This is a genomic window from Candidatus Nanosynbacter sp. TM7-075 (assembly GCF_022828255.1).
In the GTDB taxonomy this organism is placed as follows: Bacteria; Patescibacteriota; Saccharimonadia; order Saccharimonadales; family Saccharimonadaceae; genus Nanosynbacter.
On record NZ_JAJQJW010000001.1, the window covers coordinates 232,521 to 248,979 of the forward strand.

Annotated in this window: 16 protein-coding genes; 11 read left to right on the forward strand and 5 right to left on the reverse strand. The window is 44.1% G+C overall.

The features are described 5' to 3' along the window. Positions 1 to 3 precede the first annotated feature (3 nt). From dnaX to recR, 5 genes are read left to right on the forward strand one after another with little or no spacing between them, the layout of a single operon-like run. The gene (dnaX, locus tag LRM42_RS01300) at positions 4 to 1,452 is read left to right on the forward strand and encodes a DNA polymerase III subunit gamma/tau (protein ID WP_243816445.1); all 1,449 of its coding nucleotides are present in this window, start codon (positions 4 to 6) and stop codon (positions 1,450 to 1,452) included. Then, positions 1,452 to 2,804, forward strand: a complete 1,353-nt coding sequence (dnaB, locus tag LRM42_RS01305) for a replicative DNA helicase (protein ID WP_129635267.1) — start codon at positions 1,452 to 1,454, stop codon at positions 2,802 to 2,804. The genes dnaX and dnaB overlap by 1 nt, the downstream gene beginning before the upstream one ends. A 21-nt stretch (positions 2,805 to 2,825) precedes the next feature. Then, positions 2,826 to 4,286: a glycosyltransferase family 39 protein gene (locus LRM42_RS01310; protein ID WP_243816446.1), complete on the forward strand. Its 1,461-nt coding sequence runs from the start codon at positions 2,826 to 2,828 to the stop codon at positions 4,284 to 4,286. Positions 4,287 to 4,318: 32 nt separating this feature from the next. Further along, complete coding sequence (locus LRM42_RS01315) at positions 4,319 to 4,609, forward strand: YbaB/EbfC family nucleoid-associated protein (RefSeq protein WP_129744088.1); 291 nt, start codon at positions 4,319 to 4,321, stop codon at positions 4,607 to 4,609. Between the two features lie 4 nt (positions 4,610 to 4,613). Beyond that, positions 4,614 to 5,231: a recombination mediator RecR gene (recR, locus tag LRM42_RS01320; protein WP_232736512.1), complete on the forward strand. Its 618-nt coding sequence runs from the start codon at positions 4,614 to 4,616 to the stop codon at positions 5,229 to 5,231. Positions 5,232 to 5,299: 68 nt separating this feature from the next. Here the strand turns inward: recR and LRM42_RS01325 are convergent, their stop codons facing one another. Next, positions 5,300 to 6,466 (reverse strand): PKD domain-containing protein, encoded by a 1,167-nt coding sequence (locus tag LRM42_RS01325; protein WP_243816447.1) that lies wholly within the window; start codon positions 6,464 to 6,466, stop codon positions 5,300 to 5,302. Between the two features lie 209 nt (positions 6,467 to 6,675). Here LRM42_RS01325 and LRM42_RS01330 point away from each other — a divergent pair, with 209 nt between their 5' ends. Next, the gene (locus LRM42_RS01330) at positions 6,676 to 7,656 is read left to right on the forward strand and encodes a DHH family phosphoesterase (RefSeq protein WP_243816448.1); all 981 of its coding nucleotides are present in this window, start codon (positions 6,676 to 6,678) and stop codon (positions 7,654 to 7,656) included. 12 nt (positions 7,657 to 7,668) lie between these two features. On the opposite strand, the gene LRM42_RS01335 is transcribed toward LRM42_RS01330, so the two are convergent. Beyond that, positions 7,669 to 8,499, reverse strand: a complete 831-nt coding sequence (locus tag LRM42_RS01335) for a hypothetical protein (RefSeq protein ID WP_243816449.1) — start codon at positions 8,497 to 8,499, stop codon at positions 7,669 to 7,671. 307 nt (positions 8,500 to 8,806) lie between these two features. On the opposite strand from LRM42_RS01335, the gene LRM42_RS01340 reads away from it, so the two are divergent. Next, a complete protein-coding gene (locus LRM42_RS01340) occupies positions 8,807 to 9,472 on the forward strand; it encodes a hypothetical protein (protein WP_243816450.1) in 666 nt (221 codons plus the stop codon). 145 nt (positions 9,473 to 9,617) lie between these two features. After that, the gene (gene cysS / locus LRM42_RS01345; RefSeq protein ID WP_243816451.1) at positions 9,618 to 11,051 is read left to right on the forward strand and encodes a cysteine--tRNA ligase; all 1,434 of its coding nucleotides are present in this window, start codon (positions 9,618 to 9,620) and stop codon (positions 11,049 to 11,051) included. A gap of 38 nt (positions 11,052 to 11,089) precedes the next feature. On the opposite strand, the gene LRM42_RS01350 is transcribed toward cysS, so the two are convergent. From LRM42_RS01350 to LRM42_RS01360, 3 genes are read right to left on the reverse strand one after another with little or no spacing between them, the layout of a single operon-like run. After that, on the reverse strand, positions 11,090 to 12,223 hold the full coding sequence (locus tag LRM42_RS01350) for an AI-2E family transporter (protein ID WP_243816452.1): 1,134 nt from the start codon (positions 12,221 to 12,223) through the stop codon (positions 11,090 to 11,092). A gap of 2 nt (positions 12,224 to 12,225) precedes the next feature. After that, positions 12,226 to 13,458, reverse strand: a complete 1,233-nt coding sequence (locus LRM42_RS01355; RefSeq protein WP_243816453.1) for an ABC transporter permease — start codon at positions 13,456 to 13,458, stop codon at positions 12,226 to 12,228. After that, positions 13,451 to 14,200: an ABC transporter ATP-binding protein gene (locus LRM42_RS01360; protein WP_243809466.1), complete on the reverse strand. Its 750-nt coding sequence runs from the start codon at positions 14,198 to 14,200 to the stop codon at positions 13,451 to 13,453. Before LRM42_RS01360 ends, LRM42_RS01355 begins: the two co-directional genes overlap by 8 nt. Before the next feature lie 64 nt (positions 14,201 to 14,264). Here LRM42_RS01360 and LRM42_RS01365 point away from each other — a divergent pair, with 64 nt between their 5' ends. The 3 genes from LRM42_RS01365 to LRM42_RS01375 all read left to right on the forward strand — a co-directional run bounded on the left by LRM42_RS01365 (position 14,265) and on the right by LRM42_RS01375 (position 16,416). Continuing rightward, entirely contained in the window at positions 14,265 to 14,933 is a 669-nt protein-coding gene (locus LRM42_RS01365; protein ID WP_243816454.1) for a response regulator transcription factor, read from the forward strand. After that, entirely contained in the window at positions 14,930 to 15,880 is a 951-nt protein-coding gene (locus tag LRM42_RS01370) for a sensor histidine kinase (RefSeq protein WP_243816455.1), read from the forward strand. The genes LRM42_RS01365 and LRM42_RS01370 overlap by 4 nt, the downstream gene beginning before the upstream one ends. A 77-nt stretch (positions 15,881 to 15,957) precedes the next feature. Further along, a complete protein-coding gene (locus tag LRM42_RS01375; protein WP_243816456.1) occupies positions 15,958 to 16,416 on the forward strand; it encodes a GreA/GreB family elongation factor in 459 nt (152 codons plus the stop codon). Positions 16,417 to 16,459: the final 43 nt, after the last annotated feature.

Sequence of the window (16,459 nt, forward strand, 5' to 3'; positions counted from 1 at the left end):
GGGATGAGTCAGGCGCTATATCGTAAATATCGCAGTCGCAGTTTGGATGAAGTTTTAGGTCAAGATCACGTGACTAGTATTTTACGTCGAGCGTTAGAGCAGGGAAAAATTGCTCATGCGTACTTGTTGACCGGACCGCGCGGCGTGGGAAAAACATCGGTGGCGCGAATTCTGGCGCACGAAATTAACCACTTGCCATATGACGACGATTCTTCAAACTTGGATATTATTGAAATTGACGCAGCCAGCAATAACGGCGTTGATGACATTCGCGCTTTAAGAGAAAAGGCCCAAGTCGCGCCTGTTTCTGCACCGAAAAAAGTTTATATCATCGACGAAGTTCACATGCTGTCAAAATCAGCATTTAACGCGCTATTAAAAACCTTGGAAGAACCGCCAGAACACGTGGTGTTTATCTTAGCTACAACCGACGCCGACAAACTTCCAGCCACCATTCTTAGCCGTGTTCAGCAATTTTTCTTCCGCCCAATTCCGACGGAAATTATGACGCGCCAGTTAATGAATATAGCGAAGAAAGAGGGATTTGCAATCGAAGAGGACGCCGCCAGGTTAATTGCTGAACGTTCCCGTGGCGGATTCCGTGACGGCATTAGTACGCTTGACCAATTGTCGATTTTAGCAACATCAGACCAGCCACTGACGGCGAATATGGTTACCGAATATTTGGGACTGAGTGACGCGACAATACTTGGCAATTTGTTGGATTCATATCCATCCGACGACAATGAGAAAGTCCTAAATATCTTCCAGGAATTAGAAAATAGCGGCGCGAATTCAATTGTTGTGTCGCATCAATTATTGTCGATTGCTCGCAATAGATTACGGAAAAATCCGAATCTTATTGGGTTGGTTCAGCAATTGATCGAGGTTGATCGACACCCGCACCCAGACTTGAAATTATTGACGATATTCATGAATAGCAATTCTCAGCAGGCAAAAAAGCCAGTCGCGCCAAAGAAAAATATAGCTCAAGCCGCGACCCAAAAACCCGCCGAAAAACCAACGCCAATCAAGCCCGCAGAGCCAGCAAAACCGACCGAAAAGCCGATTAAAAAAGAAGAAAAACCAGCCGAGCCAGCAAAAAAACCCGCCGAAAAACCAAAGAAAACTGACGCGCCACTAGAGCTAAATTGGGAAAAAGTCATTGAAAGAGCGAAGGGAAAATCCCTCGGACTGGCGTCATTATTACAGAAAAGCCAGTGGTCGTTTGATGGTGAAAAATTGACAATTTATGCAGGTTCCGCGTTTTATAAGAAAAAGCTGGACGACGCAAAAAACAAACCATTGATTTCGGAAATTATCTCAGAAGAAACCGCGATGGATTTGGAAATTGATATAATTGGAGAGAAGAAGCCGCCAGAGGACGAAAAATTGGCGGAAATTGCAGAATTAATGGGTGGTGGCGAAGAAGTTAAGCTGGAGGATATTTAATGGCAGACAAGAGCGAAGAAGTAAAAGGGAAGATACCACCACAAAATTTGGACGCGGAAAAGAGTTTGCTTGGGGCGGTTTTAATTGACGAGGAAGTTTTGGCAGACGCCGCAGAGATTACTCACCCTAGCGATTTTTACGACAAGAATCACGGATTGATTTTTGCTGGAATGATGCGACTATTTGAAAAACATAAGCCTGTCGATCTATTGACCTTAACCGACGAATTGAAACGAAAGGACGAGCTGGAATTAGTCGGCGGATCGGCATATCTGACAGAGCTAACGAACTACGTCCCAACGGCGGCGCACGCATCGGCTTACGCGGAGATGATTGCGCAAGCAGCAGTTCGCAGGCGTCTGATAAAAGCGAGCGGTGACATTTCCGAGCTTGGCTATGACGAATCGACGACCACGCAGGAATTATTAGAGAAGGCCGAAGCTGAACTTTTCAGCGTATCAGACCAATCAACCAAGCAAGATTTGGTCAGTCTGGAAAGTATTCTGACGGATAGCTTTGATCGAATCGAAGAGCTCAGTAAAAATAAAGGCTCTCTCAGAGGAGTCCGCACTGGCTATCGCGATCTGGACAATATGACCGCTGGCTTGCAAAAATCGGACTTGATTATTCTGGCGGCGCGTCCAGCCATGGGTAAGACAACGCTGGTGACAAATTTGGCTTATAACGTGGCGACGATTGAGAAAAATCCTGTCCTATTCTTCAGCCTAGAGATGAGCAAGGAGCAGCTGGTCGACCGTATGTTGGCGGATGCGTCGGGGGTTGATAGCTGGAATATTCGCACCGGAAATCTGAGCGATGAAGATTTTGCTAAATTGTCTGAGGCTATGGGAGAAATGGCTGAGGCACCAATTTATATCGATGACACGCCGGGATTATCAGTTTTGGAGATGCGAACTAAAGCGCGTCGAATTGCCCACGAGAACCAATTGGGATTAATCATCGTCGACTATTTGCAACTTATGCAGGCCAACGGAAACCACAACGGAAACCGCGTTCAGGAAGTTTCGGAAATTTCCCGTGGACTGAAGCTTATTGCTCGCGAATTGAATGTGCCGCTAATTGCCCTGAGCCAGCTGAGCCGTTCCGTTGAATCGCGCACGCCGCCAATTCCACAACTAGCCGACCTGCGTGAATCCGGTTCCATTGAGCAGGACGCCGACATCGTGAGCTTTATTTATCGCCCTGGATATTACGAGCCTGACAACCCAGAAGTCCAGAATATTACAGACTTAATCATCGCTAAGCACCGTAACGGCCCAGTTGGTAAAGTCCAATTGTACTTCCACCCAGAGCGCCTACGCTTTATGAGCCTGGATCGCAAGCATGAATAGAATTGTGTTATAATCATACCAATGAAAAAGCAAAAAGTTACCGATATATTCCTTTACCGATGGCGCTACGTTTTCGGCTATACGTTGCTGGCGCTGCTATACACAGGAGCTATTATAATTTCCGCGTTGCACGTGCCGGGGGGCTTGTCGCAAGCAGAAATCGACATGGTCAATACGACAAATCATTTGAATTTTAGCATCGAGGGAATCGCCATCACGAATCTGCCATTTCACCTTCTTCAATTGTTATTCTTCAAACTGTTTGGCGTCAGCTTATTAACAATTAAAGCACCCGCCGTAATCCTTTCAATCGCCAGCTCCGTCGCTATTTTCTTCCTCTTAAAACGCTGGTTTAAGCCGTCCACAACGATTCTATCATTATTGATCATGGCAACGACCGGACAATTCTTATTCATCGGACAAAGCGCAACTGTTGGCATTTTATACATCTTTTACACCGCGCTAACTTTACTTTTTGCTACATTAATTCTCCAGAAAGCCCAGAACGCTTCCATTTGGCGAATCAGCTTAGCCATCACCACGGCATTCAGCCTCTTCACTCCGTATTTTTGGTATATCAATCTGGGACTTCTGATCATCGCCTTTCTACATCCGCACCCACGCTATTTCCTCATCTCCCGAAAACATCGTAAATCTTGGATTGTGCCGTCCGCTATTTTATTCGCGATTGGTTGTGCGATTAGTTTTCTTTGCTATAAATCCCACGCGCTATTTTACAACCTCATCGGCATCAACAGTCTAAGTTTTGACATCGTTGCAAACCTCAGGACTTTATATTACACATACATCCGCATTTTTCCATCAGTAGTAGGGAACCAAATCACGCCAATTATGGACATCAACGCAATGGTATTGATCGGACTAGGGCTATTCCGCAGCTTCCAAAAAATCTCCAGCGCCCGCTCGTTTATGATTTGGTCGTGGCTAATCTTAGCATTGGCGCTACTCATCTTCCAGCCAAGCCTCACCCCGATAATCATCATCCCACTATTCATTCTTTTGGCGGTCGGATTGGAATCCCTAATGAATATGTGGTACGGACTTTTCCCGCGCAACCCATACGCTCGCGGCGCAGGACTGGTTCTTATATCAATGCTAATCATCGTTATGGTGGCAGGCGGCAGCTTCCGCTATATTGACGGTTATCGTTATTTCCCAGAAGCAGTTTCGCGCTTTAATAAAGATTTATCTCTACTCCGTAAAAATACCGCGCCGACCGATTCATTCTTGTTATTGGTCAGCAAAGAAGAATCGCCAATTTACGAAGCGCTTAAAAAACACAACTATCACCAGATATCAATTATCCACACAGCGCCAGCGAATGTAGGACAGACTTTATATGTGAGCCACAGCGTAAAGTCTCAAATTCCGCAGACTTACTCTGGACACTTGTCGTCAGTAATCGTCAATGACCATAAAGACGGCGACCGCTTCTATATCTACACATCCGACCGCAAATAGGGTATAATTGTAAGTGTTAAATAAGGAGGAATATGGCGTTTGATCAGGTAAAAATGCTGCAACAATTACGCAAAGCACAGAAACAATTAGGCAAAGAAATCATCGAAGTTGAGGCTGGCGATGGCGCTGTGATCGTACAAATCACTGGCGAGTTAAAGATTAAATCTGTAAAGATTGACCCAGAAATGATTGATCTGGAGAATATTGAAGAGTTGGAACACTGGATCGAAATCGCAGTTCGCGACGGTATGACAAAGGCTCAGGAAGTCGCTGCTGAAACTATGAAGCCATTGATGGGCGGCCTAGGCAACTTGCCATTCTAAAGTCATGTCAATCGACATTTTACCAAAAGCCCTGACTGCTTTAATTGATGATTTTGGTAATCTACCTGGAGTTGGACCGCGTACGGCTGAAAGATATGCCTACGCGGTTTTACGCCGTAATCCCAAATCTGCAAAGCAATTAGCGCATTCATTAGACCAATTGCACGACCGAGTAAAAACCTGCCCGAAGACATTTGCGTTGATCGATTCAGATGACGACGTGTCACCTTTATACGCAGATTCGAACAGGAATAAAAAAGTAGTTTGTGTAGTCGAAGAGCCGCTAGATATCGTTGCTATAGAAAGAACAGGGCAGTTCTTGGGTACATACCACGTGCTGGGCGGCGTTATCTCACCAATTGATAATATTGGACCAGAGCAATTGCATATCCCAGAACTAATTGAGCGCATAAAAACCGACGACGTTCAGGAGATTATCATCGCCACGAATGCTTCAGTTGAAGGCGAGTCGACCGCGCTATTCCTACAGCGTTACATCCAAGAAGCTGGCTTGAATACGACTATCACACGCTTAGCTAGAGGCATTCCAGTCGGTGTTGACCTTGAGTACGCAGACCAAATTACGCTAACTCACGCACTAGAAGGTCGAAAACAATTATAAATTTAAAGCTTCATAACCAATAAAAATACCCGCCATCTCGGCGGGTATTTCGTTGCTAGCTTAGCTTATTACATTTGGCGGCGGCTAGCGATGTAAGCGATAGTAGCTGTAGTTAGTCCACCTAGGCCTAGTGCTGACATGATCGCGTCACTTGCACCAGTCTTTGGCAATTCTGGGCTAGGTGTTGGTGTTGAAGGAGTGTTTGGTGTAGGGGTTTCCTGACACTTGCTCAAGTCAGTTGTGTACTTTGACTCGTTGTACTCTTCCTTCTTGATTTCACGAATCTCTTTTTTCTCGATTACACAGATTTTAATCTTAGCAGGTGCTTCCTTACAATCGTTCGGATTCTTTGAGTGCTTGCTCTTGTCGAACTCTGATTCCTTAATTTCTGTTGGATATTTCTTAGTATTAAGGTCGCAAACGATCATTTTTGGCTCTGACTTAACCGTAACAGTTTTTTGACAGTTAGGGTTTTGCCTCTTAACTTCACCAGTTTCTTTGCCGTTTACAGTAATAGTAACTGTGTAGTTGCCTTCTTTTGCGTAAGTGTATTGAATTTCTGATGAGTTAGTTGTCTTGATGTTGTTATCACCGAAGTTGTATGTGTAGCTGGTGATAGATGCGCCATCCTTAGCAGTTGCCTTAACGCTGAATTTGAAGGTGTTACGAGAAATTTCAGTTACTTGCAAAGCGTCACATGTTAGAGCAGGCTTTGCTGGAGGTGTTGTTGGGTTACCCCAAACTGGGTTACCACAGTCTTTAATCACACCAGTGATAAATGAGCCGTTATTGTCAAACCATGCGTAAATATTGTAGCTCTTAGGTCCGTCAACAAAGCTCTGACCAGTTGTGTATTGATAGTAGGTATATCCGTTTGAAGTCTTGTAGCTACGTTGTGGCTGAGGCTGACGAGTACCAGCTTTAGACTGTACAGTTATAGCACTTGTAGCTACAACACGACCGTCAACTGTAATGTTACCATTTGCGTCAACTACACCTTCGCGCATATTTGATCCGCCCTGAACCATAGTCTCAGTAACGTACCACTCTTTGTATAGTTCTTTAATTTCTGTACGGCTGTATGCTGTTTGCAATTCTGACATAGAATGTGTACCACAGTATACAACGTTAAAACTGTTACAGCCGGCAGCCTGTGAAGGTGATGCCAACCAGATTCCACCGAGCATAGCAAATCCCAAAGAGATAGCAATGCCGATTTTCTTAAATTTGTTCATAAAAACTCCTCTTTTCCAGCCCTATCTTCAGGCTTTATGTCCTCATACTAGCACAATCTTTATATTTTGTCAATAATAATTTATAAAAATGTTTATGTTTTTTTCGATTGCGCAGTATTTTTAATAGTCCATCACATATTATACCACTTATGTAATTAAAAACAATATATATTATATTAGAGTAAAAATCATTTGTTATAATAAATAATATGCTAGATACAGCTAAACAATTTATCCAATCCGCAAACAATATAGTTATTATTCAAGCCGAAAATCCCGACGGCGACAGCTTGGGCTCAAGCTTGGCGCTGGAAGAAGTCCTAAGCGACCTAGGGAAGGCTGTTGCTTTATATTGTCCAGTAGATATACCGAAATATCTTCATTATATTCGCGGTTGGGATCGAGTGCAGAACGACTTTCCATTTCAAGCCGACGCCGCGATAATTGTCGATACGAGCGCGGACGTGCTTCTCAGTAAGGTATTGGAAACTCCTGGAGCGCGACATTTTCTGGAAACGCACCCAACTCTGGTTATCGATCATCACACGGTCGAATCTACGCTCAGCTTTGATCATATTATGTTATCAGAAACCGTCGTGGCGACCGGGGAATTGCTATATAAACTGTTCAAGCATTCCGACTGGAAGATAAACCCTCAGGCGGCCGAAGATTTATTAATAGCTATTATGAGCGATAGCCTGGGTCTTACTACGCCAAATACCACCGCAGCAACCTTTCGCGTCGCTGGCGAATTAACAGAACTGGGCGCATCCAATGCGAAAATTGAAGAGCGACGACGTGAATTTATGAAAAAATCGCCAGAAATTTTGGCGTACAAGGGGAAGTTGATCGAGCGAATCGAATATTTATTAGACAGACAATTAGCGTTGGTGCATGTACCGTTTGAGGAAATCCAAGCCTACAGCGACGCCTATAACCCTGGAGCGTTGATTGGTGACGAGTTGAAGCTGGTTGAAGGAGTGGCGCTTAGCTGCGTTATTAAAACTTACCCTGACGGCAAATTAACTGCGCGCCTAAGGGGTAATTTGCCAATTGCCGACACCGTGGCTGGATATTTCGGTGGCGGCGGCCATCCGTATGCAGCCGGCTTCCGTGTGTATGAAAGCTATGACGAAATCGTACGGGAATTAGTTACGGCGACAGATCAGGCTCTACAAACAAAATATTGATCCACTACGCTATCAATATATACCTCTCAGGCCTGCTCTATCTAGTTGCTCTATCAAATCATCATTCACATCAAATGCACCCTCAGACCATAGGGGGCCGTTGACCATTCTTCGCACCTCTTCTACTCGATCTTGCACACTAGGGTAACTAAACATTATTCTATCATTATATGTAGAATAATCCTGAATCACTTTGCCCACGGCATAAGCTTGCAATTCAGAACGGAGATTTGCTTGATCGGATTTAGGGTCTATTTCCGAAACTGGATTCGCAACACAATCATGCGCATGAGATGTCTCGTGACCCAATGTGGCGGTATTAACACATGTCAGTCCACTCTGAGCCACACTAATAACAGGGCGAAGATATACATAAGGGCCCGTCCCGACGTCCCCCATTTCGTAAAAAGTAGTACTACAAAAACCGCCAACACCTGTTCTTTTTATTTTTGTGGGCGAATAGATATCTACATAAGTACACATTCTGGCGATACTTTCACTAGCAAAAGTATCGCTTATTCTATCTTTTTGCACTGGCATAAGAGATATCTGCCTTCCAGAAACAACAAACTCATTACTCCCAGTAAGTGGTATTATATTTTTATCTGTCCAGTCTGGGTCAGGATGACTGCCTCCCAGCTCTTCACCTTCAACAGATTTCATAGGCTCCAGCATTTGAGCCGTATTACATAGTCCTAAGGCTAGATTCCCCAGTTTATCAATTATCTCAGGCTCCTCTAAAGCACCTATCAACCTATCTTTCATATACTTTAAAGAATCCAGTGTAATAGGCCTATCGTAGCTGAATATTGGCGGACGACGCACCTGCACTTTTTCTCTCATACTTTTTATTATATATTAAATATCTTATTTTGTCAAGTACGAGGTCTTATCTGGCGACATAGCTACGACGTCTTAGACCCTGATAGGACTAGGTTAGAGTTGACTTTTTAATATAAGTGTGGTATAAATAACACCAGCTTTTGTTGACAAGTTGAGTAAGTCCTTGTCCGAAAGCGTACTTTGACAGACAGTTATATACAAGGTGAGTTCTTATTCCTTTTATAAAAAGCAGAAAAGAGGAATGAGATCTCGCCTTGTGACAAAACGTCACTTAACCATCCAGGGGTGAGAAGACAGGAAAGAGATCATGTCTCGACAGGGAAAAGACAACACTCTGAAAATTAGCGGAAAGACTTTTGTCTTCAAGGAGAGCGACATCAAGCTCTTTCGTAACCTAAAGAATGCCATCGATGGTCTGGATCGCGCATTACAGAAGTCCGGCAAAATTCCAGACTCAGAAAGAAAGACAGTTCTCAACGATATGACCAAGAGATGCCTCTCAGTCATGATTCTCTTGCACGACATCTTGAGTTCTACTCTAGATGTAAAGTGCCACTCTGTTCGCAGAGTGATCAACACTTCACAAGCAACAGATCAGGGTCTCCTTGCTGCGTTCGTTACAGCAGGATCCACAGGCAGGACTCAGACCTGGTTGAGTCAGGAGATAATGTCGGCCTACGGTCGCCTTTCACTACACCACGCCAAGATGACGAAACGCCTAAATGGCGCGATCATCTCTGCCTTAAGAAAGGCGACTTGTAGCCTGGAAGGACGTAGAGAGGAGGTGAATAATCTCGACGACTACCTCGTCGAGATCACTCAACCTGCGCTGCAGGTGAAGGAGAATATCAAGACGCTTCTCGATAATTCCGATCTTCTTCGACTGGAAGAGCACCAAATCTCCCAGTTGCACAAAATGCTTGGGAGGGTTAAGATCCTCCTAGAGTGGAAGCGTCCCAGTCCCCAGAGCTAGTCCACACTAGCTCATCAGGAGAAATGGCAGGCGGCGTTTTGTAATAATGCTGTCTGTCATTTCTTCCTTGAAATTATTAAGTCCCAACTGGGGCTGTTTTTATTACAATTTTGAAAACCAGCCAGAGTGCCGTACAATAGAACTAATGATAAAACTCTATAACACGCTCACTAGACGAAAAGATGAACTGAAGCCGCTTGACGGGGAAACGGTCAAGTTTTACACCTGTGGTCTAACAGTTTATTCGCAGCCGCACATCGGCAACTGGGTTGGCTATATTTACTGGGATGTGTTGGTGCGATTGCTGCGCTGGCAAGATATTCCAGTTATTCGAACGCAAAACATCACCGACGTTGGTCATTTGACCAGCGATGATGATAACGGCGAGGACAAAATGGAAAAAGGTGCGCGCCGTGAAGGGAAGACTGCCTGGGATGTGGCGGAAAGATACATTTCCGTTGCAAATCATGAAGCCTACGACGTGCTGAAATTGATAAAACCTGACTATTTGGTGCGGGCGACGGATTATATTCAACAGCAGATTGACTTCGCAAAAGGACTGGACGATAAAGGATTTTTATATAAAATCGACGGCGACGGCATGTATTTTGATACGTCGCTTTTGAAGGATTACGGAAAATTGGCGCGTCTGGACGTAGCGGGCCTGGAAGCTGGCGCCAGAGTGAGCGTTGAGGGGAAGCGCAATATTACTGACTTCGCCGTATGGAAGTTTTCACCAAAAGACGCCAAGCGCGATATGGAGTGGGACAGTCCGTGGGGAGTCGGTTTTCCTGGCTGGCATCTGGAATGTTCAACAATTGCCCGTGAAACGCTCGGCGACTCCATTGATATTCACGCTGGCGGGATTGACCATATTCCAGTTCACCACACGAATGAAATTGCCCAGAGCGAGAGTCTGATTGGGAAGCAATTTTCTCAAATTTGGCTACACAATAATCACATAAAAGTCGACGGTCGAAAAATGAGTAAATCTCTGGGTAATATTATTACGCTGAAAGATATTATTTCGCGAGGGTTTAGTCCGATGGCGTTTAAGCTGGCGATTCTCAGCAAACATTACCAGACGGAAGGCAATTTTACCTGGGAAATCTTGGAAGCAGCGCAGGCGCGATTGAATCATTGGCGGGATTACGCGGCTCTGAGGCATCAGACTCACGACACACTGGAGGATGACGATGATAAAGATGAGCAGGACGATTCGGTTTCGTTATTAGCGGGGCGTCAGGCATTGGTCGAGAAATTGAATGATGATTTGGATACTCCAGGCGCACTGGCGTTGATTGATGAAGTATTTTCAAAGTTGGATCATACGCCGCTTGACAAAATTCATCGACAGAGTTTAGTGCAGTTTATTGATGAAATTGACGAGATTTTAGGGCTGGATTTGGCTGAGTCTACGCCTGATATTACTGATGATTTGAAGAGGCTGATTATCCAGCGACGTCAAGCACGCGCAGAGAAAAATTGGGAAGAATCCGACAGAATTCGCGATGAACTTCTTCAGGCTGGCGTTGCCGTTCGTGATACGCCAAGCGGCAGCGTTTGGACATGGAAATAGCCCGCTGGATTCAACGGGCTATATTTTTTCTGCGTCAACTAATCTTCGTTTTTCAATTTCTTAACTAATTTATTAAGCGGTTTTTCGCTCTCAACGCGCTTAGACTTGACCTGTTCCAAGTAATTATCCAGCAAAACCTTCACAACACCAGCGGCTGGAATAGCAACCAAACCACCCAATAGACCACCAACATACAAACCAATTGTCACCGCGACCAAGACAGTCAGAGCCGACAACTCAACCTTCTTTGATTGGATAGAAGGAGAGACAAAGTTATTCTCAATCTGCTGGTAAATCACAAAATAAATCGCGTAAATAACGCCAGCTGTCATATTATTGAAGAACAATAGCAACGATATCAATGCGCCAGCTATCGTTGCGCCAAACATCGGAATTAGCGTCAACACAAACGTCGCCATAACGGTGAGCATTGCCAAATTGGAATTTATGACAGGGAATGTCAAACTCAGCACAAACACCACGAAACCTGATAATATCGCATCGATTCCAGAAACCGTCAATTGTCCAGAAACATATCCCGTAATCACGTTATACATACGACCGACCAGCTTCTTATGACGCTCCATTTTTTCTTCGTCGTTGTATAATCCCCACAAACGCTTCACCCAAGTTGGACCCTCGAGAAGCATCAGGAATGACAACACCAGCACCAAGAATAACGATCCTAAGAATGACGCCAAAGAACCAACGCTGGACAATAGATTCGTGCCAACGCTCGTCGCCCAAGACGAAGATTGCTGTTTGATGTTTTCCATCATCGAATCGACCTGTGGGCGCAAATTGTTCTTATCAATAAAATCATTGACGCCACGCCACTGTGAGCTTGCTTGGTCGATTATACTCGGAATACTCTCGACAAATTTGGCAGATTGTTGGACAATTGGCGGAATAACAAACCAGATCACACAACCCAAAAGCAGAACCAGCGTCGTGTACGCCAGTGCCGTGCCGCCTAATCGACTTTTTCCAGGAAGTTTTTTAGCAATTGCCGCAACCGGACGGTTCAACGCCAACGCCAAGAACAGGGAAATTCCCAATAAAACCAGCGCGTCCTTTGCGGAATAAATTGCCAGACCAGCCAGACCAAAGCCCATCACGACCAGCCAAAATCGCACAAATGTTTTCGTGTCTATCTCTATACGTACTTTCATAATTAAACTTTACCAGCTTTTCGACGTGTCCGCAACGCCGACAGAGATAATTTACTATCATAAGACATTGCGCCGTAGCGGAAAACGCGCACCGATAGACACATGACAAACACCGCTGTAGCGACCAAAATTGCCGTACCGAGCAAAGCTTCCCAAATTGGCAAATTGCCTATTGCGTTTCGTAACAACAATGGAATCGGCGCGGTGAATGGAAATAGCGACAAGAACTTAACGAAGAAATAATCTGGGAAGGAAACAAACGCCGTGATTCCGTAAAATGGACCAATGAATAGCATAATCACAATTCCGAACCACTGGCTGGCTTCTTTGGCGGTCGGCATCATCGCGCCCAAAGTCACCAACATTCCCGTAAATAAAGTGAAGCTGGCGGAGAAAATTATGATCGCCAGACCAATTCTCACAGGATCAAATACGAGCGTGCTCAAGTCCAGATTAGGCAATTGCAATTTCGAGCCAAATGCCAAATAGCCCGCCAAAACCGGCAAAACAATCACCAAAATCTGAATCAAAGCCAGCACCATCAAAGACAGAATTTTACCCGTAATCAAAGTGTCGGTTTTAACGGTCGTCAGCAGCATTTCCACCGTGCGATTTTCTTTTTCTTCGGTGGTGCTAATAAGCATTTGATTGCCAAAAATACTGATGAGAATGAACAAAATAGCCAAAAACATTCCCGGCACAATCATCTCATTAATGCCGCCGTGTTCTTTTCCGTCCAGATATGTGGTTGATGACAATTGGACTTTGTCGCGTAAAATTGCAACTTGCGCTGGACTAATGCCGCTTGCTACCGATTGACTCAATAAACTCTGCGCCACCGCGCCGTATTTTCCGTTTTGGAATAACCCAACATCTTTACCATAAACTTCAACCTTTTGCTTGCTCAAATCCTTTGGAAAATAAACATAAGCATCAACCTTATTATTTTTTACGTCGTCAATTCCAGATTCTTTCGATTTGGCAGTTTTGGCTTTAATTGCCGCCAGTATTTCTGGCTTCACCAACTTCGAATCGTCCGTAACCTCCAACGAAAATTCTTGCTTTTCCAGATTTTTTGACGCTTCAATAGTCGTGCTTTGCGACCAAAACATAATGCCATACAGCACGCCAATCAACAGAGGAAACCCTAATGCCGTCAACCAAAACGTCGGTTTTTTCAGTGTTCTAAGCGTCTCGAATTTGAAAACCGTCCCCAAATTATGCATTTTACTCATCACTCAACTCCTTCGCTTCGCCGCCGTAAACTTGGACAAAAATGTCGTCCATTGAAGCGCCGCCAAATTGACTTTTTACTTCTTCCAACGTGCCGTATGCCGCCGCTTGACCGTCCTTCAATAAAATCAAGCGATCGCACAATCTTTCGACTTCCTCCATCTGGTGCGTAACGTAAATAATTGTCGCGCCAGCTTTTCGCTGCTCCTCAATTATATTCATCAACAAACGGCGATTCACTGGATCAAAACCTTTGGCGGGCTCGTCCATAATCAGTAGTTCTGGATCGCCCATAATCGTTACGCCAAGCTGAATCTTCTGCTGTTGTCCGCCAGATAATTTATCAAGTTGTGTATTAGCCTTGTCGCTCAAATTGACACGCTCCAAAAACTTCAGAGAAAAATCCTTAGCTTCTTTACGACTCAAGCCCTTCAACTGACCAAAGTAAAGCATCACGTCTAAGACTTTTTCTTTTTTATACAAACCGCGCTCCTCAGGAAGGTATCCGAGGCGAATCTGACTTTCTACCGAATACGGCTTGCCGTTTATCAATAAATCGCCCGCGGTCGGCTGATATAGCCCCAATAATGCACGCAATGTCGTAGTTTTTCCCGAACCATTACTTCCCAAAAAACCAAAAACTTCGCCGCGAAAAACATCAAAACTCAGATCTTTTATAACAGTTTTATCACCGAAACTCATCTTAAAATGACGAATCTCAACCATTTTTTTATTATCTGGCATATGCCTCCTTTTCTTTAAATAAAATTATAGCACTTAGCGCGGGAAAAAAGATATAATATAAAATATGCGACTGTTGGTTATTGAGGACGAACGAAAAATTGCGAGGGTCATAACCGAATCTTTGAAGCGCGAAAAATACGCGGTTGATGCGGCGTACGACGGGGAAGAGGGCTTTAATTTGGCGGATAGTCAGCCGTATGATTTGTTGATTGTTGATCGAATGTTGCCGGGATTAGAGGGCACGGAGATTGTTAAAAAATTGCGCGAAAACGGGAAAAATATGCCAATTCTGTTTCTGACAGCACTGAGCACGACCGAAGATAAAACGCTTGGGCTGGACGTGGGCGCTGATGATTATTTGACTAAGCCTTTTGCAATTGACGAGCTGTTGGCGCGTGTGCGAGCTTTGCTTCGTCGTCCACCAATTAGCCAGCCAGACATCTTGAAAATTGACGATTTGAAAATTGACAAGCAACAGCAAACCGTAACGCGAGCTGGGAAGAATATTGACCTCACGAACAAAGAATATGCACTGCTGGAATATTTGATACAACATCCGAATCAGATTCTCAGTAAAGAAACGCTGATTGATCACGTTTGGGATTTTGACGCTGATATTTTACCGAATAATGTCGAGGCGTACATAAAAAATCTACGCCAAAAAATCGACAAACCGTTCAAAAAACAATTGATAAAAACCGTGCGCGGCTTCGGCTATAGGATTGAATCATGAAAATTTTTACTTCAGCAACAATTAAGTTGGCGGGCTGGTATTTGATGATTTTGATGATCGTCAGTTTGCTGTTTAGTAGCATTATTTTTCAGGTGGCGCGCTCGGAAGTTGATGCGCAAATTCATAAAATTATCGTTCAAAGGAAGGGCGATTTTCCTGCGATTAATTTGTCAGAGAGAATAGATAATTCAACTCGAAATCTTTTGATTAGTTTGGGCTATATAAATCTTATCGTTCTGCTCGCTGGCGGTTGGTGTTCATATTTATTAGCGAAAATTACTTTGCGACCGATAGAAACCGCCCACAAAGCCCAATCACGATTTGTTGCTAATGCTAGCCATCAGCTCCGAACTCCTTTGGCAATTATGAAAGCAGAGACTGAATTTACGTTAAAAAATCAGAAGGCGAATAAGGCAGAGCTTACAGAAACTCTGGAAAGCAATTTGGAGGAAATAAATAAATTGACCGAGCTTACGGCGATGCTTCTGGAACTGTCGCGAACGGAAAATAAGTTGGCGCTGGAAGATAAAAGCTTTAACTTGACGGAATTGATATCCGAACTCGTTCGCGAACGGAAAGCTGAAGCGCGAGTTAAAATGAATTGCCCAGAACACATAAATATTCCGCTTCATCACACCGCGACGCGAGAATTGTGCGCGATTTTGCTCGACAATTCATTGAAACATAGCCCGAAAAATTCTGTGGTAAAAATTTGCATCATTCCATCGAAACAAAACATCACCGTCAACTTCATCAACGACGGCACGATTTCACAACAAACTCTGCCACACGTCTTTGAACGATTTTTCCGCGGCAACCAACAGACAAAAGGCTACGGATTAGGATTGCCATTAGCGGAACAATTGACAAAAGCGCTAGGCGGGCAAATCTCTGTTAGCACCTCAAAAAACTCAACCATTTTCACAATTTCCTTGCCGATTCTGTAAATTTTCAGCTATTTTTCAGAATTGGATGTTGTAATGGGATTGTTGATTGGCAAAATTGCCGATCCGAAAGGGGAAGTATGAGTACAACATTTTTAAGCAAAAAAGGATTTAAGGAGCTTCAGAAAGAAATTTCTGGGCTAGAGATTTCAGAGAAAGCGCTCATATTAGAATTGAAAGAAATTGGGCGCGCCAAATCGCGTGATGACAAATTACGCCGCAACGATGTAATTACGCAACTGGAAAATATTCAATCAAAAATCTTTATGAAGAAGGACATTTTGCGTCACGCCAAGCCGCTGCCAAGGAAGCGCGATCGATTAAAAATCGCTATTGGCTCAGTCGTGGATTTGGTGGATCAACAAGGAAAAATCTTCCGCTACACGCTGGTTCATAGCCTGGAAGTAAACCCTCTGGACGGGCGAATTTCCGTGGATAGCCCGCTAGGGAAAAGCCTGTTAAATCACAAAAAATCCGAAACTGTTTCCTGGAAAAATGGCTTGATGACCAGACAGCTACAAGTCGTTAAAATTAGCTAATCCAAATTGTCCACCATGACAGTTTAGCTCTCACTAGCGAGTG